Source organism: Nostoc commune NIES-4072 (assembly GCF_003113895.1).
GTDB lineage: Bacteria > Cyanobacteriota > Cyanobacteriia > Cyanobacteriales > Nostocaceae > Nostoc > Nostoc commune.
In genome coordinates this window covers 3348307-3374771 of the sequence record NZ_BDUD01000001.1, presented here as the reverse complement: position 1 = coordinate 3374771, position 26465 = coordinate 3348307, and the positions used below count along the sequence as shown (strand labels likewise).

The following is a 26465-nucleotide window of genomic DNA, read 5'->3' as shown; positions in this document are numbered from 1 at the left end:
AGGGGGAAAGGGCGCAAGCCCCTGTTTTTCAACATGGAGAAGGAAAAAAGATGTAAGTACGATAAATACAATGTCCTCGTATCAAGCCCCTAAGTTTAGTTATGGGGTTCCCTTTCCCCTTTAACCTTTACCCTTTTCCCCGCCCGAAGGGCGTTGACGGATCTGCTCCTGAAAGTAGTCTCGCCAGCTTTTGGGTAACGCTTCCAGCTCAGCAGCACGATACAGTAACTCTGGATTGCTTCGCTCACGAACATAAAGCTGAGTGATATCAGCAACACTAATATTGTTGGTATCTCGACTCATCAACTCTAAAGTGTCTCCAGCGACCACTTCGCCCTCTTGCAAAACCCGAAAGTAAAATCCGGTGCGACGACTGGCGAGAAATCGTTTCACCATATCCGATCGCCCAAAGCGAATCCCTAGTTTGTAGCAAGGTAAGCGCGGTTGAGTCACCATTAGTTCCGCACTGCCGATTTTAAAGCGATCGCCAATATTAATTTCCTCTTCTTTAAATCCTGTAACTGTGAAATTTTCACCAAAGATTCCCAGTGTTAACTCTGTGTCAGGCAATTCACTTTGCCAATACTCATAATGTTCAAACGGATAAACATATACGGCTTTGTCAACTCCACCATGAACGGTGAGATCCGCTTGGCGATCGCCATCTAAATTGAGTTCACGCACCATCACTCTTGAATTGACCGACTCTTTGAAAATTCCAGTGCGGACGGGTTTTCCTTTCCAGGTCACTTCACGCGGCAAGCCAACATTAACAGAAATAAGCTTCATTTTTAACTTCTTTAGGACTTCAAATCTGTGCCATACCACCATCAACAAACAACTCGATGCCGTTCACAAAGCTGCTGTCATCTGAAGCCAGAAAAACAACCGCTTTGGCAATCTCATCAGGTGTGCCGACTCGCCCTAATGGAATAGTGACAGCTTGGTTATCCACGAATTCTTGCAACTGCTGGTCATTCAGTCCCAAATGATCGTAACCAGGAGTCGGAACTACACCAGGGCTAATGGCATTCACTCGGATCTTCCGTTCTCTGAGGTCGAGTATCCAATTCCGAGCAAATGATCTCACGGCGGCTTTGGTGGCGCTGTAAACACTGAAAGCTGGCGTACCTTTTATAGAAGTAATCGAAGCATTCAGGATAATAGAAGCGCCCTCTGGTAACAGTGGCAGAGCCTTTTGTACGGTGAACAGCAAACCTTTGACGTTTACGTTGAATGTTTTGTCAAAGTGTTCCTCAGTGATTGCTCCAAGTGGGGCAATTTGTCCAACGCCAGCATTTGCAAAGATGATATCAAGGTGTCCAAGTTCAAGCTCAATGGTGCCAAACAGACGATCGAGGTCTGCCAGATTAGAAACATCGCTCTGTACAGCCGTAACATTTTTACCAATGGCTTCCACCGCAGCATCCAGTTCGACTTGGCGACGACCCGTGATGTAGACATAGGCACCTTCAGCAACAAACTTTTTGGCTGTGGCAAGACCGATACCACTGTTGCCACCCGTGACAAGGGCGATTTTTCCCTCTAGTTTTTTCATAGGTTAATCTGATGGGGATTCTGGATTTGTATGAACCATTGAAGTGTTATCGGTTCTGTGGCATCACAACTTTGAGAATAGCAGATTTAACCCTTGAGTCATTGTTGGATGAGTTAAAACGCGATCGCGCAAAACGGTATAGGGCATCTGAGCTTGCATTACCATCTGTACCGCCGAAATCATTTCACCCACTGCATGACACAACAGTGAACACCCAAGAATTCGACCCGTCCCAGTATCGAATGGCACTAATAAAAGCCCAAAGACTTAGGGAAAGCACGGATTGCCGACTCGTCAGCAGTAGTGGTGGTTTGAGTTGTTTGTAAATTCATAGTTTTGAGTTTTCCTTTTAAGTAATAGACCAGTTTTCAAGCGGCATAAAGGGTGTTATGAACTGATGAAAATCATCTTGGTCGCGGATTTGCCCATCGCTCACTTCCTCAACAGCACCCAGCAATGCATAAACCTGCGTTGTTTACAAGCACATCAATAATCATTGTTTACTTGTGCAATGACTCCTGCTTGAGAAAATGGCTTTATTGTCGCGATCGCGATTTTCCTCCTCAAAAACATCAGATCAAGCGAGCAGACGCAACGATTCCTCCCAAAGGCGATCGGCGTTGTTCATGTCGAGGGCGTAAAGGGCAACACCACTGTAGTCTTTAGTTCTCTGGGTAATGATCGTAGCTTCGTTACAGTCCTCGAAGTAGCGACCACCAATGCCCTCCAGCAAGGGGGAGGTTGCCAGCAGAATTGAAGTGGCAGCACCCTGCTTTGGTGTTTTTTGCAATTCTGCCGAGGTCTGGATACCACCAACGTGGCGTTGGAGATTGGTGGCGATCGCCCCAGGCATCAAGGCATTGGCAGTAATGCCATCTCTGAACCAGCGTCCAGTAGCAGCGACAGCGAAGAGTACGTTCGCTGTCTTGGACTGCCCGTATGCCAACCACGGATCGTAGGGACGGAACGCGAAGTGGATATCATCGAATACAATCGGCGAGAACATGTGGGCGCTAGAACTGACAGACACGATGCGCGCAGCACCGTCCGCCGCCAGAGCATCGTGGAGTCCGAGTGTTAGAGCGAAGTGTCCGAGGTGGTTGGTGGCAAACTGCATCTCCCAGCCTTCGGGTGTGTGCTGTTCAGGCAATGCCATTACCCCTGCGTTGTTGACGAGGATATGTATTGGTTCATTCCACGCGGCAATGAATTTAGCGATCGCTCCTCGGTCGGTCAGGTCAAGTTCGGCGACGTGAATATTTTGATTCCCAGTGGTAGCAGTGATGTCAGCCGCCGTCTTTGCCCCAGCATCGACGTTACGCACAGCCAACGTAACTTCGGCTCCAGCGTGAGCCAACGCCCGCGCCGTTTCTACACCGATACCCGATGCTGCTCCCGTGACGATCGCCCGTTTGCCAGAGAGATCGATTCCCTGTACTACTTCAGAGGCGGTAGAGTGCCGTCCAAATGGTGTGGTAATTCGTGCCATTGCGTGTTCCTTTATAGATGTTAGGAGCGATCGCTGACTTCTAGATAAGTTGAGTTGGCTGGATTTTGTACTTTGTGCTTAACGAGAAGAGTTTGTCGAGTGCAACTTGTTTTAATTAAATCAGCTGCTTTTTGACCTATCCAGAGAGTGAACCACTCAACTATCATACTCACGCCTGCTAAGTGCTTGACTACGAGTATATACACCTGTCAAAGAAATCTTTCCAGATTTCTGGGTTTTTAGGTTAAGAGCGATGCTAGTTGAAGATTTGTTAAAAATAACTATACACTGTGCATGGATATTAGGAATAATTTTATGGTTCTACAAGTTAACCCCATCCAAAAAGAACCAACTGTTACTTGGGAAGCACTTCCAGCAGACTTCATTTTACCAGACGATCCAGTGGAAAATATTCAACAACCTGCGATCGCTGCTGCGCTTACCGATGCTTTGGGAAGCACAGGACGCATCCAACCTCAAATGCTGATTGGCTCTAATTTTGGACTTGTAGCCACAGTCAACAAAAAAATCGTTGTCAAAGCCCCAGACTGGTTTTACGTTCCTCAAGTGCAGTCTGTGGGAACAAATGTAGTTCGTCGCAGTTATACCCCGAATTTAGAAGGCGCTGCTGTGGCTGTAGTGATGGAATTTCTCTCAGATACAGAAGGTGGAGAACTATCAGTCCGCTCAACTCCACCCTACGGTAAACTCTATTATTACGAAAAGATTCTCCAAGTTCCAACCTACGTAACCTACGACCCTTACGAACCAAGCATAGAACTACGATGCTTGCAAAATGGACAATATACTTTGCAGCAAGCAGACACCAATGGACGTTACTGGATTCCAGAGTTAGAGTTATTTCTCGGAATTTGGCAAGGTGAAAGATTATGCCAAACCATGAATTGGCTGCGCTGGTGGGATATAGAAAGAAATTTGCTGTTGTGGAGCACTGAACAAGCCCAACAAGAACGCCAGCGTGCTGACAAGGAACGCCAACGCGCTGAACAGGAAAGCCAACGTGCTGAACAGGAACGCCAACGTGCTGATATATTAGCAGCTAAGTTACGTGAGCTAGGTATTAACCCTGATGCGTAGGCGTAGCCCGCACTTCTCTACGAACGCAAGAGCGTGTCGCAGACAGACGCTGCGCGTAGCTTGCTTCCACGTTCGCGTAGCGTCCCGTAGGGAAGTGGTACGGCGTGGTTCGACTCTGCTCACCAGCCGCTCAGTGACCATCGTAGACATCGCATAAACTCAAGGGATGCTGGGAATAATAATTTTGGGACATCTGCACCAAAATTCTATGAAACAGCAAAAAAATCAATTCAGCCATTTTACTGCGATCGAAAGAAATTATCTATCATTTCCTGCACAGCTTTTATTAAATCAAAATCTTTTACAAGGCAAAATACTAGATTTTGGTTGTGGTTTTGGTAATGATGTTCAAATATTGCGCCAAAAAGGTTTTGATATTACAGGTTATGACCCTTATTATTTTCCAGAATATCCTCAGAATAAATTTGATACAATAATTTGCTTTTATGTTTTAAATGTTTTATTCCCTGAAGGACAAACTAATGTTCTTATGGAAATATCACATTTGTTAAAACCAGGAGGCAAAGCTTATTACGCTGTAAGAAGGGATATCAAAAAAGAAGGTTTTAGAGAGCATTATGTCCATAAAAAACCAACATACCAATGTATCGTCAAACTTCCCTTTCCTTCAATTTTCTTAGATGAGCATCGGGAAGTATATGAGTATATTCATTATAACCATCAGCGAAATTCATCTAATTATTGCATATTTTGTAATCCTCGTAAAAATCTAAACTTATTAACTGAATCAGCAAGTGCTTACGCGATATTTGATGGCTATCCTATAAGTAAAGGACATATTTTAGTTATTCCTAAACGTCATGTTAGCAATTATTTTGAACTACCATTTAAAGAGCAATTTGCTTGCTGGTTTATGGTAAACAAAGTACAAGAAATTCTCAAAGCAGAATTTCAACCTGATGGCTTTAATGTAGGAATGAATATCAATCGAGCCGCAGGTCAAAATATTATGCACGCCAGTATTCATATTATCCCTCGCTACAAAGGTGATACTGTCTCTAATAAAAATGGAATTAGAAACGTTATTCCTAAAAAGCAATAGTTTTTCTGTAATAATTCAGGATTCAGAATTCTGCTGTAACTTGACCGTTTTGAAGTAATTATGAAAATTGCTGGAACCTCATGACTTACTCAAACTTATCTCATAAGGTTGAGATCATCTCTTAAATGCTTTGTTATCATGCTTTTTCAGTACAACCTCTACTTTGTTATTCTGAGCATTACTGTAATCATCTCAACTACTGTTGCGTTTGCAGCTTGGCAGCGTCGCTCAACTTCTTTGGCTAGCAAACCTTTTATTTCAATGATGCTAGCGATCGCAGGATACGCTACAGTTGCAGCAATGGAAGCAGCAGCAATTATCCTCCGAGAAAAAATATTTTGGTCAAAGCTGGAATATATAGGCTCAGGCAGTGTAATTACACTCTTCCTCATATTTGCAATGCACTTCACGAACAAAAATCATTGGCTAACGCCTCGAAATACTGCGTTGCTATGGGTTATTCCTACCTTCAACGTGATTTTGGTAGCAACAAACGAATGGCATGGTTTAGTCTGGTCTGGCTTTTTGCCAGATCCTAAAGGAACTAATTTTGTGATTTATCAACATAATCTTGGATTTTTTTGGATCATGGCCTGCGTTTACTTTTACACACTTAACTAATACGAGCAAGGCGGGATTCTGAGCGAGTTGCCTTGATAATTATGGATATATAGGAATCCGGTTTGATTTGGAGAAAATATACGTAGGATGTGTTAGCACAGAGAGTACGGCATCAAACTCGTGTTCATAGTGCGTTACGAACTCCGTTCTAACACACTCTACAATACTTAATTTCGTTCAAAAATCAAATAGTAATCCTAAGATTATTTTAAAAATATTAATGATACATTCGGTCATCAGGCTGGCGATCGCGTAATCCAGCTATTTGCAAACCTTCTTCGCAACTATAGTGATTCTCAAAACATTGTATGCCGATATGGTGGTGAGGAGTTTGTATTAGCTTTACCTGGGCTGACACAGGAGAAAGCGTTTCACCACGCCGAACAAATCCGGTTATCGTTTCAAGCTGCGCGGTTGGAATCTGGAGGTAAAGAAATACATACGACGGTTTCGGGTGGAGTGGCCGTGTTTCCAGATCATGGAAAAACCACTGATGAGTTATTGCAATTAGTAGATCAAGCACTATATGCTGCTAAGTTACATGGGCGCAATTGCATCAAGCGTGTGCAATCTAATTGATGAGATGTAGAAATTTCAACAATCATTTATGGAAAAATACATAAATCTAACAATACCTAATTTTTAGGTTTCGTTGAAAATATTGCAAAATATTTTAGTTAAGCCAGATTATCTGGATCTATTCCCAGCGCTCTTAATTGTTCTGCCAACTGTTGCACTCTTTGTTCTGCAACTTCAGCGCGTTGTGCTTCTTATCTTAAATCTGCCGGAATCACGAGCAAGAAAATTTATTTGATGCCTAGATTCTAAATATCACAATCCGATTACCTTAATAATGTAATGTTTTGCTTTGACTAAGGGATACCACTTGTGGTATTGAGAAACAGTCAAGATTCCACAGATATAATAGTTACTTGCTCCTTTAGTGGTTGTGCAGAGCGTTACCAAAGCTAAAGTTGTAGCCCAGTCAAGAATGCAGGCATTTCTACCTCAATAAGTAAGTTGCTTAAGATGATAAAATTTTGGTAACTCTTAACTATTAATAAATATATAGGTAGTAAGTGCTATTGATGCTTTATATTTAGCGACAGGGTGGTACAAACAGCCACTCAGATTCAAATACTTAGGAGGCAGTACCCACCAGGAGCAACTCACGCTTCGATACCATTAGCACGCAACGTAAGTAAAAGTTAAGTTGATATTAAAACGAATAATTTTTGCTGAATTGTGACAGATAAAGACTAAACTAAAAAGTCTTGTGCAGCAAAACCTGTAGCTTTAAATGAAGTAATCATGTCTAAGGTTCTTGTCTCAGATTCTATTGACCAAGCTGGAATTGACATTCTTTCGCAAGTTGCTACCGTTGATGTCAAACTAGGTCTAAAACCAGCAGAACTGATCGAAATTATTGGTGAGTATGACGCACTAATGATTCGCTCTAGTACGCGTGTCACCCAAGAAATCATTGAAGCCGGCACTCAGCTAAAAATCATCGGTCGTGCTGGTGTGGGTGTCGATAATGTGGATGTTCCGGCTGCCACCCGCCGAGGAATTGTAGTAGTCAATTCTCCAGAAGGAAACACAATTGCCGCCGCTGAACATGCGCTAGCGATGATTTTGGCTTTGTCTCGCCACATCCCCGATGCTAACGCTTCGGTGAAACGCGGGGCGTGGGATCGCAATAGCTTTGTCGGTGCGGAAGTCTACAAAAAAACTCTCGGCGTTGTCGGTTTGGGTAAAATTGGCTCTCATGTTGCGGCTGTAGCTAAAACAATGGGGATGAAACTCCTAGCTTATGACCCTTTTATTTCTACAGACCGAGCCGAACAACTTGGCTGTCAGTTAGTTGAGTTAGATTTACTCTTCCAGCAAGCAGACTATATCACCCTCCACATCCCCAAAACCCCAGAAACCACTCACTTAATCAATGCCACAACTTTGGCAAAAATGAAACCCACAGCCCGGATTATCAACTGTGCTCGTGGTGGGATCATTGATGAAGTAGCTTTAGCAGCAGCTCTGAAAGCGGGTAAAATCGGGGGTGCAGCCTTGGATGTGTTCGAGTCAGAACCACTGGGTGAATCGGAATTGCGATCGCTAGGCAAAGAAGTTATCCTCACCCCCCACTTGGGAGCCTCTACCGCAGAAGCTCAAGTGAATGTGGCTATTGATGTTGCCGAACAAATTCGGGATGTACTTTTAGGACTACCAGCGCGTTCAGCTGTCAACATTCCCGGACTCGGCCCGGATGTGTTGGAAGAACTCAAACCTTATATGCAACTAGCAGAAACTCTAGGTAATCTAGTAGGACAGCTAGCTGGCGGACGGGTGGAAGTACTTAATATTCGACTGCAAGGCGAACTCGCAACTAACAAAAGTCAGCCTTTGGTAGTAGCTGCCCTGAAAGGTTTACTTTACCAAGCTTTGCGAGAACGAGTAAATTACGTAAATGCCAGCATAGAAGCCAAAGAGCGCGGAATTCGGGTGATTGAAACCCGCGATGCTTCCATTCGAGACTATGCCGGAACGCTTCATCTAGAAGCCACCGGCACATTAGGTACTCACTCTGTCACAGGCGCTTTGTTAGGTGAGCGGGAAATCCATTTAACTGATGTTGACGGTTTCCCAATTAACGTTCCACCGAGCAAATATATGCTGTTTACCCTGCACCGCGATATGCCAGGGATTATCGGCAAACTCGGTTCTTTACTCGGCAGTTTTAATGTAAATATTGCCAGTATGCAAGTAGGTCGTAAAATCGTCCGTGGTGATGCCGTAATGGCTCTGAGTATAGATGACCCTTTACCAGAGGGCATTTTGAATGAGATTATAAAAGTCCCTGGTATTCGAGACGCGTATACAGTAACACTATAAGTGCTGAGTGCTGAGTAACGAGTGCTGAGTGAAGAAAAGTTAGGAGTGAAAAGTAAAAAACCAGAAAGACAACTCGTAACTCCTAACTCAGCACTTCTAACTCCCTCAAACTCAGCACTCAGCACTCAGCACTCAGCACTCAAAAATGGCAAACACCTGGTGGGAACTACAGATTTTATGTGAGCCAGACCTAGAAGATTCGATCTTTTGGCGACTGGAAGATTTTGGCTGTCGGGGAACAGCTAGTGAAAACAAAGGAAATTCATCTTTAGTCAGGGCTTATTTATCGACAATTCAAACGCAGCTGCTAGATTTGGCAGCTCTATCGCTGTGGCTGCGTCAAGATGCTCTTTGTGTAGGTGTTTCATCTCCCTTGCTGCAATGGCAGTTAATTGATGAGGAAGATTGGGCGACTAGCTGGAAACAATATTGGCATCCGCAGGAAATAGGCGATCGCTTCTTAATCAACCCCGCTTGGCTACCATTACCAGAAACAACGGAACGGTTAGTGATTCGTCTTGACCCTGGTGTAGCATTTGGTACAGGCAATCATGCCACGACTCAGCTATGTTTGGAATCTCTAGAAATGCGGCTGAGTGGAGTTCCTCAGTCGTTTGTGGGTGCTAGTGGCAAACATGAACATCTGGTAATTGCGGATATTGGCTGTGGTTCTGGTATCCTTTCTATTGGGGCGCTGCTACTGGGAGCAGAGAAAGTTTATGCAGTAGATAATGACCCTTTAGCGGTGCAATCAACTATTAGTAATGGTGCGCTCAACGACATTAGTCCAGAACGTTTACAACCTGCACTGGGAAGTGTAGACGTTTTGACAAAATTGCTTGAAAATCCAGTGGATGGTATTGTTTGCAATATTTTGGCTCATGTAATTATTGAATTAATTCCAGAAATGAGTGCGATCGCTAAACCTGAAACTTGGGCGATCTTCAGTGGTATTTTACTAGAACAATCTAAAGGTGTTGCTGATGCTTTAGAACAAAATGGTTGGGTGGTTGCTACCCTGTGGAAACGAAAAGAATGGTGTTGTTTGAATGCACGGCGTTCTTAACTCAGTAGGTAGTACCGCAAGGCGGAAGTCACGCATTCAAAAGTCAAAAGTCAAAAGTATTATGGAATAAGCTATTTAGGTATTTTAAATGGTTGCTCTATTTACGCCGTGGTGTACTATTATGGCGATCGCAATCTCCGACAACTAAGCCACAAGTCTAAAAAACTGCTGAACGAGTATCAAGCGCTAAAGGTTGCCGCTTTGTCGCCTCCAAAATCCGTGCTTCCTCTCCCTCAAAATCTACCACAGGCTCGACATTCAACGGCGAAGTCGCCATAAACAAAACTTGCAGCGCCCGGTTTTCTGGTTCCCCGTCAATACTCCAGGCTTATTTTAAACAACATCCCAAGGCAATTTCTCAGTCTCCTTATACTGTATCTTCTTAAAGCTCCGTTATGTTTCACATCAAATCGTAATTTTCGCTCTCAAGACTGAAGCATCAGCAGTGGGAATAGGAAATATCAATTCTGTATGAAGATGCGTCGATAGTACAAGAAATAAAGAACGAACCGCTTTACATTTAATACCGTCCGTAGCGGTGCTATGGCAATGAGAACATAGAACTTACTGCTTGCACTTTGTCTACACTAGAACTGGATTAAAGTAGTTAAAAAGTAATAAAAACCTAATGTCTAAAAAGCCCGATTCACAGTTACAAAATCTTTTTGCTGCCCATCACTCCAGCGACTGGCAAGAAAAATTAGTGCAAGTAGCCTATCGTTTTAACCGGGAGTATCAACGTGAAACCTTTGAACTCCCAGCAGAAGTACAGGCAATGCCGATATTCCGGGAGTGGATTGGAGGTAGTTTCTCAGGGAGAATTGCTTCCCCTTTCTGGGAAGTTGCTGAACCTAAAAAGAACCAGCACTGTTTAGATATTGGCTGTGGTATTAGCTTTTTAATCTATCCTTGGCGGGATTGGCAAGCATTTTTTCATGGGCAAGAAATCAGTAATGTGGCACGGGATACACTTAATTCTCGTGGGTCACAGTTGAATTCTAAGCTGTTCAAAGGTGTTGAGTTGGGAGCAGCTCATCAGTTAAACTATTCACCAGAGCAGTTTGATCTAGCGATCGCCACAGGATTTAGCTGCTATTTTCCCATCGAATACTGGAATGCTGTACTAGCAGAAGTCAAGCGCGTATTAAAACCAGGTGGACATTTTGTGTTTGACGTTCTCAATCCAGAACAGCCTTTAGCAGAAGATTGGGCAGTTTTGGAAACCTATTTGGGGGCTGAGGTGTTTTTAGAGCCTTTGGCTAAATGGGAAAAAACTATAAAAGCGGCTGGTGCTAAAGTCGTAACGCACAAATCAGGGGAACTATTCGAGTTATACAAAGTGCGGTTTTAAAAATACTATTACTCAGGGATAAGTGGACTTGATGGATCTAAAGAAGTTGTAAAAACAAAATAAATTACTCCAGCGCCGAGAATCATGATAGCAAGACTGAACAGCAACACCCAACGGTCTGTCGGTTCATAAGTATCTTCTTCGATATCACGGCGGACTGCGAAATAGTGTGCCGTTGATAGCCACACGGTAATCAAACCCACTAGCGAGAAGACTAAACCTAACTTCCAGCCGTTGCCAGGACGGGGTATTAAAGGTACTTGGAAAGCACGTAAACGCACTATGACGACACCAAAACCTAAAAGAGCGATCCCTGTCCGCATCCAAGCGAGATAAGTACGCTCATTTGCCAAGTGATCTCGAATTCGGGATGGATTCAATCGTCCTGGCTTTTTTTTATCTTTATCTTCTTCTGTAGATTTTGATTTTAACTGCATCAATAATACCCTTATCCCCAAAGCGGCTCTTATCAAAAAAATGTAAAGGTAATAGTAAATCTCTTTCCAGATGACTTGCACCCAGCGCAATATTTGCGCTAATGAAATATATCTGTTATGATTATTCATTTTTCTCAATTTATTTTAATGCAGATATCTAAATAAAACAAGCCTGAGCTAATAATTCGTAATTGATGGTACAGAGCAAGTATAAGTAATAAGGTGTAATTAATAAAACAGCCAATATCAGAGAGGTTTTGCATTATTGTTTGTCTTGCTTCTCCTCTGATATTGGCTGTTACCCTATTTAATGAATAATCATTCAAAAATAGATAGATTATGCAGTTTTATTCAAGATTGATTGCTAGGCGCATTCGGAACTCGTGTATTTATGATAGCCTGCGATATATCTGGGATAAACCAATTAGCCGTTTTGCTGTTAAGAACTTTCACAGTCGGAACATTTAAGTCAATCGCACCAGTATCTGGATTTGTTTTAATTACCAACTGAGTTCCATCAAGTATTTTTAGAGCAGCTGGGCCTGTCAACTCTTGACCTTGCCCATTAGGACTAGAAGTGAAATTTGCTACTTTGACATCATTCGCTAGATAGATGCCATCACAATCCCAGTTATTTTTAGTGGATTGACCATTAGCTAAAAAATATAGATTATTGTCGTATAAGGCATCATCATCATCATCATCATTTGGTCTTTTGCCATATACAGCTATGGTATTACCTGTTTGGTTTTCGCATTGACCCCAGTTGATTCCTGTCTCTAAAGCATATTTTTGCAGTGTTAATTCTTCCGTTCTCTTTTGAATTTCTTCTGGTGTAAGACCTTCAACTTGAGTTTGGACATCTTTTGTCTGAGAGAGTTCTTTCAGAGCTTTAGTTACTTCGATATAGTCAGGGTTTTTGCTAAACTTTGGTCTATCAGCAAAAGAAGGTTGAGCAAAGGCTAGATTCACCAAAACCATCAAGACAATGAGCAGAGATTTCCAAATTTTCATGTTTTGACTCCTGTTGATAGGTAAGATATTTTGTAGTTTAGAATTGATTTTAGTCAGAAAATTCATGATGCACCTCTTCTTAGATACTTAGTTTTTCTTGTTCTTCACTCGACGGCTGATTATTAAAACCTAAGATTAATGAAAATATATAACTAGAAACTACAGATAAAAGAGTCCAAGTAACATTCTCTGTAACAATAAATATACCTAGTCCAATCAATATACAAGGTACAAAAGTATTGCCATTCTCTGTTAAAAAGTTAGCGATCGCAGGCAAATAGGTTAACTTATAAGCGGTATAACACCATACGCCCACCATTGTAAAAAATACACTTAATATTACCAGCAGACTATCTAATTCTGAGTTGGCAAACAGGGGCACGTAGACGCTGATATTATCACTACCATTGGCAAAGGCGATCGCAGCTACATTGCATGTTTGCGGAGAGATAAAACTGGCAAGTATAGAGGGACAAGACGGTTCGGTTTCTTCTTTAGATTCCTCTGGTGAATCCTCTTCGCGTTTTAGTAAACTACTCACACCAATGATTATTGGCATTAAACCAAGTAGTCTAATCCAGTCTTGCGGTATGATTAGTCCACCGAAGAAACCGGGAAGGCTAGCAACGATCAATGCAGCAAAACCGAGATACTGACCACCAAGGATGTGACGACTGCGGAATGTTTTATTTATTTGTGAAAAAAGCAACGTCAGAATGACAATATCATCGATGTTGGTGGCAGTGAATGCGGTAATCCCTGTGGTAATTGCAGTTACGAAATCGCTCATTTGTGGAAGTCCTTATTTTCATGCTTGGGAATTAGACATTGGACATTGGGCATGGGGCATGGGGCATTGGGCATTGGTTATTTCCCCCTGCTCCCCGTGCTTCCTCTGCTTTCCCTGCTCTCTACTTGGTCGTTTGAGTCAGTGCCGAAGCTTTGATTTATACTTTAGTCAAACTAACCGATAGAATCAAATGCTTTTGTTTGTCAGAATGATAAATGAAAGTGATTAAAGTTTTTACACCAGGTTGTAGGGATACCATAAATGGCAGGAATGACGTTTGAGCAGTTAAAGATTTTTCTGGCTGTGGCGCAGCACTTACACTTTACTCGCGCAGCAGAGGAGCTTTACATTACACAACCGGCCGTCAGTGCAGCAATCCACAACTTAGAGCAAGAATACGGAGTGAAACTGTTCCATCGGATTGGTCGCCATATCGAGATTGCTGAGGCTGGTAAATTATTGCAAGTGGAAGCACAGAAAATTCTCGATCAAGTTTCCTTAACTGAAAGGGGATTGCGAGAATTGAACAATCTGCAACGGGGTGAGTTGAAATTAGGGTCAAGTCTGACAATTGGTAACTACTGGCTACCAAGTAAGATTAGTGAGTTTAAAAGCCAGTATCCCGGTATCCAGATTAACTGTAGCCTTGCCAATACAGAAGAGATTTGTATGGGAACGGCGACAGGACAGTTTGATTTGGGTTTGGTAGAAGGAGATGTGAAGCCAGCGCTTCAGAGTACTCTAGAGTATGAAATAGTCGGGAGCGATCGCTTACAAATTGTAGTAGGTCAAAAACATCCTTGGTTTGAGTGGGGAGAAATTGACTTAAGCCAATTGACTCAAACCCTTTGGGTGATGCGAGAACCAGGTTCTGGAACCCAGCAAAGGTTTGAGGAAGCCCTACAAAATTGGGGAATCAATGTCAGTGAATTGGATGTAATTTTAGTATTTAATAGTGGAGAGATGACAAAAGCAGCGATCGAAGATGGTGTCGGTGCTATTGGAATTTCTGAGCTAATGGTAAAAAAAGAAATACAGTTAGGAACACTGCGGGCAATTCGAGTGATTGATAATAGAGAGGGTAAAGGGGCGATACCTACGGTAGGCTACACCTACGCAGAAATAGTTCGACCTTTCTTCAAACTCAAGCATCGTCAGCGTTTTCAAACTGCTCTTTCCAAAGTTTTTGAAGAAATGTTGATATCGTCTATGTCAGATGGCTCACATCAACATGTATCAAAATCAGTTATTTAAAAGGGACTGGGGACTGCGGATTAGGCGCTAGGGATTGGATGCCAAATCGAAAAATTATGGTGGTTGCTCTTACCCACCACCCAATACGGTTCGGTTAAGGCAAGAGACGCGATAAATCGCCGTCTCTACAAAGGACTGATTATTGTAAAGACGGCGATTTATCGCGTCTTTGGATCTAGGGCGTGTCATCAAAAAACCTTATCCGAACCGTATTGACCCACCACCAATTTTAAAAAACTTTTTCCCAGTTCCCATTACCCAATCCCTAATCCCCTTCATACCTTTTGCATATTTTGACTAATAGGGTCAAAACCTCTAGAAAACCGCGTGCTGTCATCGTAGTAAGCGCCAGTCAAATTCGCTCCATACAACTTAGCATAGTTGAGTTTTGCTCCCCGGAGATTTGCTTCATTGAGTTTGACTCCGCTCAAATTAGCTCTGGTCAAGTTCGCTTTGGCTAAGTTAGCTCTACTCAAATCTGCTCCCCAGAGTTTAGCTTTAGCTAGGTTTGCTCCACTCAAGTCACAACCCCATAAATTGATTCCAGGCAAATAGGCTCCAATCAGCTTGTTCCTACTCAAATTGACGGCTGGAAAATATCTTTCTCCTGCGGCAAAACGCCGTTTTAATTCCTCAGCATTCATGCGTTGCGTTCACCTTCTTTAGCAATACAGAAGTTATTTGTTCCCATTCCTGGCTTAATTCTCCTAAAAACTCTGGCTGACCACTGCGCTGATACCAGAAACGGGCATTGTTCAAATCGCCTTCTTTGCGGTGCAGGTAAGCATGAACCCAGGCACTATCGGCGTCGCTGGCATTTCCAAGTATTTCATGAGCTTTGCTCCAATCACCTTTTTTGTCATACCACATAGCTTGCAGTGCTTTTGGTAGCGTCTGGGGACATGAGCGCTGCTTTTCGATTAATCGCAGGAATTCCTCTGTATTCACGATCGCCACCTAACAAAAATCAAACTTCTATCTCTAAGATACTCTCCAGCTTAAGGTTCAGGGGAGCAGGGGAAGCAAAACTATTGATTATTGACCAATGTTCAATCGCTTTCAAATCTGCCTTACTGGAATAATTTCAAACTCGAAAGTACTGATCAAACGGTCATCAATATAAACCTCTATTCTATGCTTACCAAGCGGATCGCCAGGAGCGATCGTCCAAAAATTTTCAATCACTCCGTCTGGAGCCGACTGTGTGCGCCGTGTCACAGATGTAGTGCCATCTGCTGATATTGAGAAGTCTTCACCGTTATCTGTACCCCAAGTTTCTGGAGGTTTTGGTAAACGCAAGACTTCGCGCCATTTCACTTCACCTTGGTAGTCTTTGAGTTTAATCCGCCATCCGTAGGCGTTTCCTTCCTGAAGTGGCACTCTTGTTGTCCGTAAAATGGTAACATTCCCTTTGGCGTCAACTCTCTTCAGCCCAAACTCACTGTTACTAACAGTAATCTGTTTTGTATTCCTTGGCACAGGAGATGAGATAACATTTTCTACCAAAACAGAAGTAGCTTTGATTGGCTTAGAACCTATGATGCCAAATATTAGCCAAGAAGAAACTAGCACAGCAGTAGTAGCCCAAATTCTCATTAGAATAGTTTTCCTGTCAGATTGGTACTTATTCAAGTAATCTGACATGTTTTCCGGGCCAAGGCTATCTATGGTTGGACAAAAACGAAATTGCAGTTAACCCGTCAACTGCATAAAAGTAGAGCGATCGCTGTTGGGGGTATACTCAGGCAGTATATGCGCGAATTAGAAGCTAGGTATCCATGTGGGGAGTCTTCCAAATGATAAGAGTGATAGCTATGTTAATGGTGTACCAACTTCCAGCACATCAGTTCCTGAACTATCTAATTTGTTTGGAGTAGGTTTAGCTTTTGGAATTGCTACTTGGTTTAAAGCCAATAATGATAAAAAATCGAAACAAGTCAAGTTCAAAGCTTAATTATCAATTTTGTTTTCTCTTTTATCAGTCATAGCATTTAAAAAGTGAGTCAGATTAGGGCGTGAGAAAAAACCTCACGCCTTTTTATTTAAACTTTTTTTCCACCGCCTGCTAAGAGTTCTAGAATGACTCCATTTGTCCAGCCAAAACCAACTTCGTTAGAACTGTATCCAAAGGAGATTTCGTCAGAAACGTTGGCAGAACAGCGTTCAACATCATATTTCTCAACTAGGGTGTTGTGACGCTCAAATTCTTTAATTACCATAGTCAGGAATTTGTTGGCAATGCGATCGCCTTCTGTATGAAACCCATAACGGTGAAGTCCTTCGACAGCAATGTATGTCAATGGTGCCCAACCGAAGGGAGCATCCCATTGGTTTCCGGTGATATGAGTACTGGTAAGAATTCCGCCTGGGGCTTCAAACAAAGAGAGATTTTCCACGACGCGCTGGGCTTGGGCTTGAGAAGAAATTCCCAACCACAGGGGATAGAATGTGGTAGCAAATTCGTAGCAACGATTTTTTCCACTCTGGAAATGATAGTCGCAATAGAGTCCTCGTTCTTCATTCCAGAGAAATTGATCGATCCGATCGCGCCGATATGCACTGCGATCGCGCCATTGTTTTTCTAGTTGTTCGTTCCCTAAAATAGCGTTAATTTGTGCTAAGTCTTGTTCTACCTGATATAGCAAACTGTTGAGACACACAGGAGCGTAATGGAGGATATCAGCACTGAAGGGGCCAAATCGGTTGGTGATATCAAAACCGGACTCGCGCATGGTGCGATCGGCCTTGTAAAATAGGTGGGTCAGTTTGTCATCTTCGCGATCGTAGTAAAGATTAACGTCGTAATCTTCAATCTCAAAGGTTTGGTAATATTCTTTGACGCGATCGTAATGGCTTTTTCCCTCTTCATCGCGCTCGGAGAACACAACTTCTGGCGCGGGGCCTTCGCCAAAGGCATAAAATCTAGATAAGCCGGTTCCGGGATTCAAATGGGGCGGTACTACCCAGTAATAATAAAATTGCTCTAAAAGCGGGACGGTTGATCTCAACCACTCTTCATCCTGGGTGTGCTGGAATAGTGCCAAAACCATCATGCTGAGAACGGGGGGTTGCGATCGCGACAGCATATAAGTCCGGTTGGCATTGAGGATAGTGCCGTAATGCTTCACCTGGTACAATAATTGGTCTACCTGGTTTTGCGCTAGCTCCCATTCTTTATCGTGCAAAAGTCCTAGTAATATAAAGTAGCTGTCCCAGCCATACATTTCGTTAAATCGACCACCTGGTACAACATAAGGGCCTGGTAAGTATAGTAAGCCATGCTGTTTAATCGCTTCGACTTCTGAGGGCAATGTGCGAATTTCAATTCCTTGCATATCTTTGGGAGATAGCGATCGCTCTAACACTGTCTGAATGTTGGGACAATCTTCTAAGGGAGAAATGTAGACGATCCAGGGAGTACCTGGTTTGTGGTCTAGTTTGGTATCTTTGGCGGATTGTAATAAGTGTTCGTGCGATCGGGTTAAGGTTTTCCAGGTTTTTTTGATATGGAGACGCACGGTGTCTATCTGCGTGGTGGTAAGGGCTGGGGAAGTGAGCATAATTTAGAATTTTTTTAACGCAAAGGGACGCGGAGGGAATCGCAGAGGTACGCAGAGGTTTTAGGGGGTTTTCTCTGGGTGGGATGGATTTATGTTTTTACTCGGCACTATTAATTAATAGGGCGACTGGGAAATGGGCGAGGGCTGAACCGATGGATAGGGTTTGTGTGGTTTGTAAGGGTTGTTGAGTAAGGACGTTTTTCCAGGTGGAGGAAGTTCCAGGGGGTAATAATAGGTGCGTATCTTGCCATACTGACAAGCCGTTGGGGTTTTCTCCTGGCTGGATGAGGTTGGTTAAAAAGCGAGGGGCGATCGCGATCGCTGTTTGATTGCCTTCTTGTCGCGCAAAGGCGATTATGTGATTAGCGTAGGTTCCCTGAACTTCTAAGGGGAGATAGTCGCCATCCTGGAATAATAAGACATAGTTTGTTCTGGCTTGGAGTAATTGAGCCGTTAAAAACAGTTTGATTCTGCCGTCGGTTTTATCACTCAGCAATTCTTGAATTAAAGCTAGAGTGTCGTTTTTCACCTGTTCGCGGATGGCGCTTAAATAGGTGCGTCGCTGTTCAAAATCTACCGGGCGGCGGTTATCTGGATCGACTAGGCTTAGTTCCCAAAGTTCTGTTCCTTGGTATAAATCGGGTACGCCTGGGGCGCTAATCTTCAGTAGAGTTTGGGAAAGGGAATTGAAGATACCATATTCTGCAATTCGCGCTTGAAAGGGACGAAAGGCTTCTAGAAATTCCCCGGAGAGAGAAGGATCGAGTACTTTCTCAATGAAGGAGGTACAAGCTTCTTCATACTCGCTATCTGGCCGCAACCATGCTGTATGCACTTTCGCTTCTCGAATTGCTTTTATTATATAGTCTTTTACCCGTTCCACGAAGGATGCATGTTCGTGTTCGGCAAAAGGAAACGCCCCTAGCAAGGTTTGATAGAGAAAATACTCGTCGTTGCGATCGGGCATAGCGAATCCGTGGCGATGGCTACGATGTCCTCGATTCATGGCACTCCAGGTATTTACCTGCTGATCCCATTCATCAGGTATTTCTGAGAGGATATTCAATCTGGCCCGCACATCTTCGCCGCGTTTGGTGTCGTGGGTGGCTGTGGTGTTCATTGTGTGAGGCCAGGTTTCTTGATGCTGTTTGTTAAATGCATGAAATTTGGCTAAGTCAATGCCAAAATGACCAGGATTTCCCCCGACTTCATTCAGCGACAGCAACCGATTGTAAACATACAATGTGGTGTCTTCTACGCCTTTTGCCATTAACGGCCCACTGTATTGCTGCATCCGCAAGACAAAATATATCCACTGTTCGCGTTCTGTTTGAGTCAGAGAATTATCAAACTCTAGCAGCATTAACTTTTCAATAAAATTCAGTTCGTTCTGCAATAATGGTACTTGTTCTTTGGCTTGATCGATTACTTGCTGAATGGTAGCGCGATCGCTTTCTCCAATTCCATCGGGTGTAATGTAAGTACGATAAATTGGAAAGAGTGTCAAAACTTCGGCGATCGCTCTTTTTAATCCATTCAGTGTAAAATCATTGCCATAGCGATATTTGCTGGATACATTCTTTAACAAAAGTGCCAAATTGTCAATATCACCTGCTAAATTCTTTTCTAAAATTAGGTGTTTTTTATCCTTCACTACCGATGCATAATCTACTCTTGAGCTAATAAAGTTTTGGTAAATTTTATCGAAAGATGATTCATTTTCAACTTGACAAAATACGCCATTTACATAGTTGAGAAAATCATATCCAGACGTTCCTTCAATTCCCCAGTTATTTGGCAATTCTTCGGTAAGTTCTAAAATCTTCTCGACGGTGATATAAACATCTCCCATCTTTTCTCGCAGCCTTTCGAGATACTGGATTGGGTTATAAAGTCCATCAATATGGTCAATCCGTAAACCAGTAAATTTGCCTTCTTCAACTAGCTTTTGAATTAAGCTGTGGGTATTATTAAAAACCCGCACTTCTTCAACTTTCACGGAAATTAATTCATTAACAGTAAAGAAACGGCGGTAGTTCATTTCTTCCGCGCCAACTTTCCAAAAGGCGAGGCGGTAAAATTGATCCTTCAGTAAGTCATCTAGGGGGTTAAAGCTTTCGGAATTACCGGGTTCTCCATTAAAAGTTTCGATATTTTCGTCGATGAACTCGCGGATCGCATCATTTGTGGTGTAGAGTTCCCAAACCAATCCTTTAATAAATGCGATTTGGTCTTGTCGTTGTTTTCCTGCAACTTCTGAGGGCACATTTTTGAGAATGTAGAGAATTCCCAATAGCTTAATAAAATCGGGATGATTGCGTCCGAGTGTGCGCGTGAGTTTACCCAGATTATAGGTGATAAATTTTGTGTAAGATTCTAACCGGAGTGGTAATTTTAAGCTGTAATAGTTGACAGTTAAACCGTTCTGTTCGTATTGCAGTTGAATGTGTCCGTTTTCTAGGGATGTACCATAGAAATCTCCTAAGAGAGGAGCGAGAATTCGCTCTTGGCGATCGCCAAAGGGAGCATTCCAAGAAAGATCGAAGTAGTCGGTATAGCTGGAATCTGGGCCGTGTTCCAATACATCCATCAAGTAATCGTTTTCGCTGCTATAGGCCATGTGGTTGGGCACAATATCTTGTAACCAGCCCATACCAAGGGATTGAACTTCACTAACTAATGCATCAAAGGATTCATTAGTTCCCAGTTCTGGGTTAAGTTGAGTGGCATCTACTATATCGTAGCCGTGCGTACTCCCGGATCGTGCTTTGAAAATGGGGGAAGCATATAAATCGGAAATACCTAAATCTGCTAGATAAGCTGCGATCGCTTTGGCGTTGTCAAAGCCAAATTGAGGTGTAAACTGAATTCGATAAGTGGCGGTAGGAATTCGCATATTTTTTTTGAGTAGGGAATGGGGAGAGACGCGATGAATCGCGTCTGTACAAAATGGGGAATGAGGGAGATGTAGCTTTAGCTTCCCGCAGGGTGGGAGATGGGGGAGTTTGAGCCTTTTTACTCGGACGTTGAGCCTTTTTACTCGAACGTTGAGCCTTTTTACTCGAACGTTGAGCCTTTTTGCTCGAACGTTGAACCTTTTTGCTCGAACGTTGAGCCTTTTTACTCGAACGTTGAGCCTTTTAGCTCGGACGTTGAACCTTTTTACTTGAACGTTGAGCCTTTTAGCTCGGACGTTGAACCTTTTTACTTGAACGTTGAGGTTATGAGGCCGAAACTGTAAGTTTTAACAATTGCGAATTGCGTTAGCGGAGCGGGGCGTTAGCCCATTGCGAATTGCGAATTGTTTTAACTCTCCCTGTTATCCTTTTTCATAAAGTACTAAACTAGTAGGTTGCAATTTGAATTCTTGGCCTACAGACAGATGTTCAGGAGCTTCAGAACCATGCCCAGACCATGAGGTATCAGCAGAGTCTAACAATTTATTAGCATTTTGCTCAAACGGCAAATTCACTGTGACTGGAGACGAATTGAAATTCATCACAAATATTAGTTCACTTGATTCACACCAACGACGCACAATTACCAACTCCTTTTCTTCATCGTTAGTCGCTTTGATGGAGTTGCGGTCTTGATTCAAAAGTGCTGGATGCGTCTTGCGGAAATTAATTAACTGACGATACCAATTCCAGAGAATTTTGTGCTTACCATCATTGCGTAATTCCCAATTGAGTTTAGACTTTAGGAAAGTTTCTGATGATTCCGGATCTGGGGGATCATCTGCATAGTGAAATGCTTCAAATTCTTGTTTGCGTCCGGCTCGAACCATTTGAATTAAATCTGGATCGGAGTGACTAACAAAGTAAATGAAGGGTGCTGTTTCGCCGTATTCTTCTCCCATGAACAACAGGGGTAAGTTGGGCGACAGTAGCACAGCACCAGCAGCTAACTTTAATCCCTCAAAAGAGATTCGCTGGCTGAGGCGTTCTCCTTTCATTTGATTGCCGATTTGATCGTGATTCTGAATACAGACAGAAAATTGTGATAGAGGGCGATCGCGGCAAGATACGCCATGAAAACGCTTACGATGTGGTGCGTACTTCCAATCGTAGACAAAAGTATCTTCATAAGCTTTTGCCAACTGAGCAGTTTGCCCAAAGTCCTGATAATATCCTTGGCGATCGCCTGTCAACAGTGCGTGCAATGAATGGTGAAAATCATCACTCCACTGGGCATCAAGACCATATCCACCCAATTCTACTGGACGAATTATTTGCGGATTATTCATATCACTTTCAGCAATTAAATGGCGTTTCCATTTTTGCCCTTGTTGTGAAAAATGATGAACTGCTTCCGCCAGTTCCCACAGAAAATGCTTCGCTCCCAAGTCGTAAATTGCTTGAATCGCATCCAGCCGCAATGCATCTATATGGAACTCGCGCAACCAGTAAAGCGCATTTTCGATAAAATAATTTCGCACGCCTTGACTATGAGCATCGTCGAAATTCAGCGCTTCGCCCCAAGGTGTTTTATAGGTTTTAGTAAAGTAGGGTGCAAACTGACTCATATAGTTGCCTTCTGGCCCAAAGTGGTTATACACCACATCCAGCACTACGGCAATTCCGTGTTGGTGGCAAGCATTTACTAGTTGCTTTAGATCGGCTGGGCTACCGTAGGAATTTTGCACCGCATAAGGGTAAACGCCATCATAACCCCAGTTGCGGTATGTCAAAGAAGCTTCAATATGCGTATCTCCCGGAAACTGGGCGATGGGCATAATTTCAATGGCGTTAATTCCCAGTTCTCTCAAATCCGGTAAGCGGGGAATAATGGCGGTAAAAGTTCCTTCAGGCGTGAAAGTCCCAACGTGAACTTCATAGAAAATCATCGACTCCACAGGAACGCCAGTCCACCCTTCATCAGTCCACTCAAAGTGTTGATCGACAATTTGCGACGGCCCATGTACCCCTTCTGGTTGATACTGCGACGCAGGATCGGCAAAAGCGTCTTGCCCATTTAAGACATACCGATAAAGCGTCCCTGGATATACATCGTTGACTTTTGTTTGCCAGTATCCCTCAGACTGAGGCTTGAGCGGAATTAACTGCTGTTCTGGCGTCAAAATCTGTACAGTGACGCTCTCTAATAGCGGAGACCAAACTGTAAATTCACACTCTCCGTCACCCAAGTAGTTAGCACCTATTCTCACGCAGTATCCTCCCATCAGTTCCAGTTTGTTGTGCCGAATTGTGGCGCAATCGCAAATGTCATTGATTGCAAAATGTTTACAAACACGCCAGATAGCATAATGGTTGGTCTACCGGGCTTTTAGCTAGCACCTGTAGGCGGATTTTTGACCAGAATAAATTCTCTCCAATGACAAATTTAGTTTTAAAAGAGGCAGGGCAATACGGTTTGGTTAAGGTTTTTTGATGAAAATTTTAGATCGCAAATCCTGATTATTGTAGAAACGGCGATTCATCGCGTCTTGTCTTAATTGCAGCTACCATCCACACAGTATGCCGATTGATATGTATTAGAACGCTTACCAAATATGGTGTAGCGATTATCGCGGATTTGTTCATAAAAGCGATCGCCTGCCCATTTCATGCCCGGTAAGGCTCGATAAGCGTCTACAAATATACTTCCTGCCGGCAATAATCGCCCAATTTCTTCAGCAGCGTTACTACCTTGCCAACGTCTCTGAGGTTCATTGGCATCAATTAAAATCATCCCCTGTTCGCAGTCTTGAGCTGTAATTCCCCACCGTAAAAGTGTTTGCTCATCTTGCATAGGACTGTAGCGAAACAGCTTTCCTTGGTCTAAGGTTTCTAGCGATCGCACTAAGGTAACGCAGAGATTACAATTCCCGTCGTAGATTACGTAGTAATTCATAAAAATAATTGAGTTTTCCGATGTGTTTAAATACAACTTTGGTATTTTAGCTTAGAAAACCATAGCGATCGCTCTTGCCTAAGTAACGCAGTAGTAAATAATTCGGTTCACCTCAGCTAAAACAATTACATCAGGGCGTAGTGCTGTAGCTTCAGCCGCAGGTGGTTTAATCAGACAAGTTTTTGGAACTAGCCAGTTGAAATTAGAATTAAAATTTGAAGTTTCACCCTTAGAGGCTCAACTTTTAAGTTTTAACTACCCCTGACTTCTGAATACTGAATACTGAATTCTGCTGTATCATTCTTTTGGAATGGTATTTGCTTAGTTTTTTCATTAATGAGAAAATATTCATGAGATACAAACTCTTGGGCAAAAGCGGGTTAAGAGTCTCTGAACTCTCCTTGGGAACCATGACCTTTGGTGAAGATTGGGGTTGGGGTGCATCTGTTGACGAAAGCCGTAAAATCTTCGATAGCTATGCAGAAGCAGGGGGAAATTTCATTGACACCGCCAACGGTTATACCGATGGTAGCAGTGAAAAAATTGTCGGTGAGTTGATTGCTAAAGAACGGGAACGCTTTGTAGTTGCGACAAAATATTCCTTTCCCTTGCAGATGAATAACAAAAAGGGCGACCCTAACGCCAGTGGAAACCATCGCAAAAACTTAATTCAGTCTTTAGAAGGTAGCTTGAAACGACTCAATACTGATTACATTGATTTATTCTGGTTACACGCTTGGGATTTTACAACACCTATTGAAGAAGTCTTGCGATCGCTTGATGATGTAGTTCGTCAAGGTAAAGTACTTTACATTGGTATTTCTGACACACCCGCTTGGATCGTTTCCCAAGCAAATACCATTGCTCAATACCAAGGATGGACGCAGTTTGTCGCTTTACAAATTGAATATAGTTTAATTCAACGAACCCCAGAACGTGACTTGCTACCGATGGCTAAAGCCTTAGATTTAGCAGTAACACCGTGGTCGCCTTTGGGTGGTGGTGTGCTTACAGGTAAATATAATCAGCCTCCTCAAGAGAGTAGTGAACAAGGAAGATTAGTAAATCCAGCCTTTGGAACTATTTCAGAACGGAATTTAGCGATCGCTCAAGTTGTCAGTGAAGTTGCAACCGAAATTGGACACACACCTTCACAAGTAGCATTAGCTTGGTTACATGCTCAAAGTGGTGTAATTATTCCGATAATTGGGGCGCGTAAATTAACGCAGTTTCAAGATAACTTAGCTTCTTTAAATATCACCCTCTCGCCAGAACATTTGCAACGATTAAATGAAGTGAGTCAAATTGAACTGGGTTTTCCCCATGACTTTTTACACAATGATGTTATTCGCGATCGCCTTTTCGGTGGTACATTCAATACTATAGAAAACCACCGTATTTAACTAATAGTCATAAACTTTAACATATTCAGGCATTAATTCAATCCATCGTCAGAGAGTTTCGCCAAGCCTTACAATTCTGTAGAGTTAGATATAAAAGGCATTAACAACGTAGACTCATGAGCGATAACAGCATTACATCACGTTTGTACCCTACCCGCATTGACATTCCCGCCCAAGCGCGAGTGCAAATCGTGGTACTTCTCAACCAAACCTTAGCAGCTACTTCGGATTTAAAAACCCAAGCAAAGCAAGCGCACTGGAACGTTAAAGGAACTGACTTCTACCAGCTACACCTATTATTTGATGAACTTGCTGGGGAATTAGAAGAGTATACCGATATGGTAGCTGAACGTGTTACAGCTTTAGGCGGATACGCTTTTGGAACAGCCCGCGCCGCAGCTAGTAATTCAATTTTGCCAGAATATCCTTTAGATATTTTGGATGGTAAAGATCACGTAACAGCTTTGTCAGATCGTTATGCACTCTATGCTAAACATCTGCGTGAAGCGATCGATAAAACAGATGACTTAGGCGACCTCGATACCGCCGACCTTTATACCGAAATTTCTCGCGCCATTGACAAACGACTCTGGTTCTTAGAAGCTCATCTGCAAGTAGCAGAAATTAAAGGAGAGAATGGCAAAGCGGGTGCTACTAAAACTCAAAAGATCCCTGCTGGTGTAAAATAAGCACTTCTGAGAAAAGTAGTCTTTCGCAAATCTAATAGTATCTTTTTGGTAAGTACGACACTTTTAAGTGCGTACTTTTCTTTTATATGTATATACTTTACTATTGAAATAGTTCAAAACTAGGTCGAAAAACTCCAGAATATCTTCGACAAGTGATATCTCAAGATTAATACTTCAACTTCAATAAGCTAGTCGGTTAGTGAAAAAGTAAACTAATTCCCTTCTAATTCTTAAGCCTTGTACAGACGCGATTCATCGCGTCTCTTCTACGATTCATCGCGTCTCTTGTATCATTCATCGCATCTCTAAATACTGATTAACAATGAG

General features: G+C 42.7%; 26 protein-coding genes and 1 pseudogene. 12 read left to right on the top strand and 15 right to left on the bottom strand.

Going from position 1 to position 26465, the window contains the following annotated elements:
* Positions 1-120: 120 nt before the first annotated feature.
* Together CDC33_RS14955 and CDC33_RS14950 are read right to left on the bottom strand one after the other, a co-directional pair.
* Complete coding sequence (locus tag CDC33_RS14955; RefSeq protein WP_109009122.1) at positions 121-789, bottom strand: MOSC domain-containing protein; 669 nt, start codon at positions 787-789, stop codon at positions 121-123.
* A 19-nt stretch (positions 790-808) separates the two neighbouring features.
* On the bottom strand, positions 809-1558 hold the full coding sequence (locus CDC33_RS14950) for a glucose 1-dehydrogenase (protein WP_109009121.1): 750 nt from the start codon (positions 1556-1558) through the stop codon (positions 809-811).
* Between the two features lie 11 nt (positions 1559-1569).
* Between CDC33_RS14950 and CDC33_RS41945 the strand changes: the two genes are divergently transcribed.
* Positions 1570-1884: a hypothetical protein gene (locus tag CDC33_RS41945; protein WP_439956604.1), complete on the top strand. Its 315-nt coding sequence runs from the start codon at positions 1570-1572 to the stop codon at positions 1882-1884.
* A gap of 251 nt (positions 1885-2135) precedes the next feature.
* On the opposite strand, the gene CDC33_RS14940 is transcribed toward CDC33_RS41945, so the two are convergent.
* Both CDC33_RS14940 and CDC33_RS38750 read right to left on the bottom strand, forming a co-directional pair.
* Positions 2136-3047, bottom strand: coding sequence for an SDR family NAD(P)-dependent oxidoreductase (locus CDC33_RS14940; RefSeq protein ID WP_109009120.1), 912 nt, complete (start codon positions 3045-3047; stop codon positions 2136-2138).
* 20 nt (positions 3048-3067) lie between these two features.
* The gene (locus CDC33_RS38750; RefSeq protein WP_219930033.1) at positions 3068-3214 is read right to left on the bottom strand and encodes a hypothetical protein; all 147 of its coding nucleotides are present in this window, start codon (positions 3212-3214) and stop codon (positions 3068-3070) included.
* Between the two features lie 148 nt (positions 3215-3362).
* Between CDC33_RS38750 and CDC33_RS14935 the strand changes: the two genes are divergently transcribed.
* From CDC33_RS14935 to CDC33_RS14905, 7 genes are all read left to right on the top strand, one after another.
* Positions 3363-4145 carry a Uma2 family endonuclease gene (locus tag CDC33_RS14935; RefSeq protein ID WP_109012587.1) on the top strand — a complete coding sequence of 261 codons (783 nt, stop codon included), beginning with the start codon at positions 3363-3365 and terminating at the stop codon, positions 4143-4145.
* Between the two features lie 208 nt (positions 4146-4353).
* Entirely contained in the window at positions 4354-5208 is an 855-nt protein-coding gene (locus CDC33_RS14930) for an HIT family protein (protein ID WP_109009119.1), read from the top strand.
* A gap of 138 nt (positions 5209-5346) precedes the next feature.
* Positions 5347-5829 carry a histidine kinase N-terminal 7TM domain-containing protein gene (locus CDC33_RS14925; protein ID WP_244919236.1) on the top strand — a complete coding sequence of 161 codons (483 nt, stop codon included), beginning with the start codon at positions 5347-5349 and terminating at the stop codon, positions 5827-5829.
* A gap of 216 nt (positions 5830-6045) precedes the next feature.
* Positions 6046-6408 carry a GGDEF domain-containing protein gene (locus CDC33_RS14920; RefSeq protein WP_369694392.1) on the top strand — a complete coding sequence of 121 codons (363 nt, stop codon included), beginning with the start codon at positions 6046-6048 and terminating at the stop codon, positions 6406-6408.
* A gap of 732 nt (positions 6409-7140) precedes the next feature.
* A complete protein-coding gene (gene serA / locus CDC33_RS14915) occupies positions 7141-8721 on the top strand; it encodes a phosphoglycerate dehydrogenase (RefSeq protein ID WP_109009118.1) in 1581 nt (526 codons plus the stop codon).
* A 145-nt stretch (positions 8722-8866) separates the two neighbouring features.
* Entirely contained in the window at positions 8867-9787 is a 921-nt protein-coding gene (prmA, locus tag CDC33_RS14910) for a 50S ribosomal protein L11 methyltransferase (protein ID WP_109009117.1), read from the top strand.
* A 628-nt stretch (positions 9788-10415) separates the two neighbouring features.
* The gene (locus CDC33_RS14905) at positions 10416-11138 is read left to right on the top strand and encodes a class I SAM-dependent methyltransferase (RefSeq protein ID WP_109009116.1); all 723 of its coding nucleotides are present in this window, start codon (positions 10416-10418) and stop codon (positions 11136-11138) included.
* Between the two features lie 8 nt (positions 11139-11146).
* Here the strand turns inward: CDC33_RS14905 and CDC33_RS14900 are convergent, their stop codons facing one another.
* The 3 genes from CDC33_RS14900 to CDC33_RS14890 all read right to left on the bottom strand — a co-directional run bounded on the left by CDC33_RS14900 (position 11147) and on the right by CDC33_RS14890 (position 13379).
* Positions 11147-11575 (bottom strand): YidH family protein, encoded by a 429-nt coding sequence (locus CDC33_RS14900; protein WP_109012586.1) that lies wholly within the window; start codon positions 11573-11575, stop codon positions 11147-11149.
* A gap of 351 nt (positions 11576-11926) precedes the next feature.
* Entirely contained in the window at positions 11927-12589 is a 663-nt protein-coding gene (locus CDC33_RS14895) for a hypothetical protein (protein ID WP_109012585.1), read from the bottom strand.
* 79 nt (positions 12590-12668) lie between these two features.
* Complete coding sequence (locus CDC33_RS14890; protein WP_109009115.1) at positions 12669-13379, bottom strand: cadmium resistance transporter; 711 nt, start codon at positions 13377-13379, stop codon at positions 12669-12671.
* A gap of 261 nt (positions 13380-13640) precedes the next feature.
* Between CDC33_RS14890 and CDC33_RS14885 the strand changes: the two genes are divergently transcribed.
* Positions 13641-14633, top strand: coding sequence for a LysR substrate-binding domain-containing protein (locus tag CDC33_RS14885; protein ID WP_109009114.1), 993 nt, complete (start codon positions 13641-13643; stop codon positions 14631-14633).
* Positions 14634-14908: 275 nt separating this feature from the next.
* Here the strand turns inward: CDC33_RS14885 and CDC33_RS14880 are convergent, their stop codons facing one another.
* The 3 genes from CDC33_RS14880 to CDC33_RS14870 all read right to left on the bottom strand — a co-directional run bounded on the left by CDC33_RS14880 (position 14909) and on the right by CDC33_RS14870 (position 16229).
* Positions 14909-15277 (bottom strand): pentapeptide repeat-containing protein, encoded by a 369-nt coding sequence (locus CDC33_RS14880; protein ID WP_109009113.1) that lies wholly within the window; start codon positions 15275-15277, stop codon positions 14909-14911.
* Positions 15267-15581 (bottom strand): hypothetical protein, encoded by a 315-nt coding sequence (locus CDC33_RS14875; protein ID WP_181374016.1) that lies wholly within the window; start codon positions 15579-15581, stop codon positions 15267-15269. The genes CDC33_RS14880 and CDC33_RS14875 overlap by 11 nt, the downstream gene beginning before the upstream one ends.
* 111 nt (positions 15582-15692) lie before the next feature.
* Positions 15693-16229: a PM0630 family protein gene (locus CDC33_RS14870; protein WP_109009112.1), complete on the bottom strand. Its 537-nt coding sequence runs from the start codon at positions 16227-16229 to the stop codon at positions 15693-15695.
* Between the two features lie 184 nt (positions 16230-16413).
* On the opposite strand from CDC33_RS14870, the gene CDC33_RS38745 reads away from it, so the two are divergent.
* On the top strand, positions 16414-16587 hold the full coding sequence (locus tag CDC33_RS38745) for a hypothetical protein (RefSeq protein WP_181374015.1): 174 nt from the start codon (positions 16414-16416) through the stop codon (positions 16585-16587).
* An 88-nt stretch (positions 16588-16675) separates the two neighbouring features.
* On the opposite strand, the gene CDC33_RS14865 is transcribed toward CDC33_RS38745, so the two are convergent.
* The 5 genes and pseudogenes from CDC33_RS14865 to CDC33_RS40445 all read right to left on the bottom strand — a co-directional run.
* Complete coding sequence (locus CDC33_RS14865; protein WP_109009111.1) at positions 16676-18193, bottom strand: trehalase family glycosidase; 1518 nt, start codon at positions 18191-18193, stop codon at positions 16676-16678.
* Between the two features lie 97 nt (positions 18194-18290).
* Complete coding sequence (treY, locus tag CDC33_RS14860) at positions 18291-21089, bottom strand: malto-oligosyltrehalose synthase (RefSeq protein ID WP_109009110.1); 2799 nt, start codon at positions 21087-21089, stop codon at positions 18291-18293.
* A gap of 423 nt (positions 21090-21512) precedes the next feature.
* Positions 21513-23360 (bottom strand): malto-oligosyltrehalose trehalohydrolase, encoded by a 1848-nt coding sequence (gene treZ / locus CDC33_RS14855; RefSeq protein ID WP_109009109.1) that lies wholly within the window; start codon positions 23358-23360, stop codon positions 21513-21515.
* Between the two features lie 284 nt (positions 23361-23644).
* Positions 23645-24046 (bottom strand): thiol-disulfide oxidoreductase DCC family protein, encoded by a 402-nt coding sequence (locus tag CDC33_RS14850; protein WP_109009108.1) that lies wholly within the window; start codon positions 24044-24046, stop codon positions 23645-23647.
* A 117-nt stretch (positions 24047-24163) separates the two neighbouring features.
* Positions 24164-24259 (bottom strand): annotated as a pseudogene (locus CDC33_RS40445) (Uma2 family endonuclease); the annotation flags it as partial.
* 137 nt (positions 24260-24396) lie between these two features.
* Here CDC33_RS40445 and CDC33_RS14845 point away from each other — a divergent pair.
* Positions 24397-25449 carry an aldo/keto reductase gene (locus tag CDC33_RS14845; protein ID WP_109009107.1) on the top strand — a complete coding sequence of 351 codons (1053 nt, stop codon included), beginning with the start codon at positions 24397-24399 and terminating at the stop codon, positions 25447-25449.
* A gap of 116 nt (positions 25450-25565) precedes the next feature.
* Positions 25566-26138 carry a DNA starvation/stationary phase protection protein Dps gene (gene dps / locus CDC33_RS14840; protein ID WP_109009106.1) on the top strand — a complete coding sequence of 191 codons (573 nt, stop codon included), beginning with the start codon at positions 25566-25568 and terminating at the stop codon, positions 26136-26138.
* Positions 26139-26465: the final 327 nt, after the last annotated feature.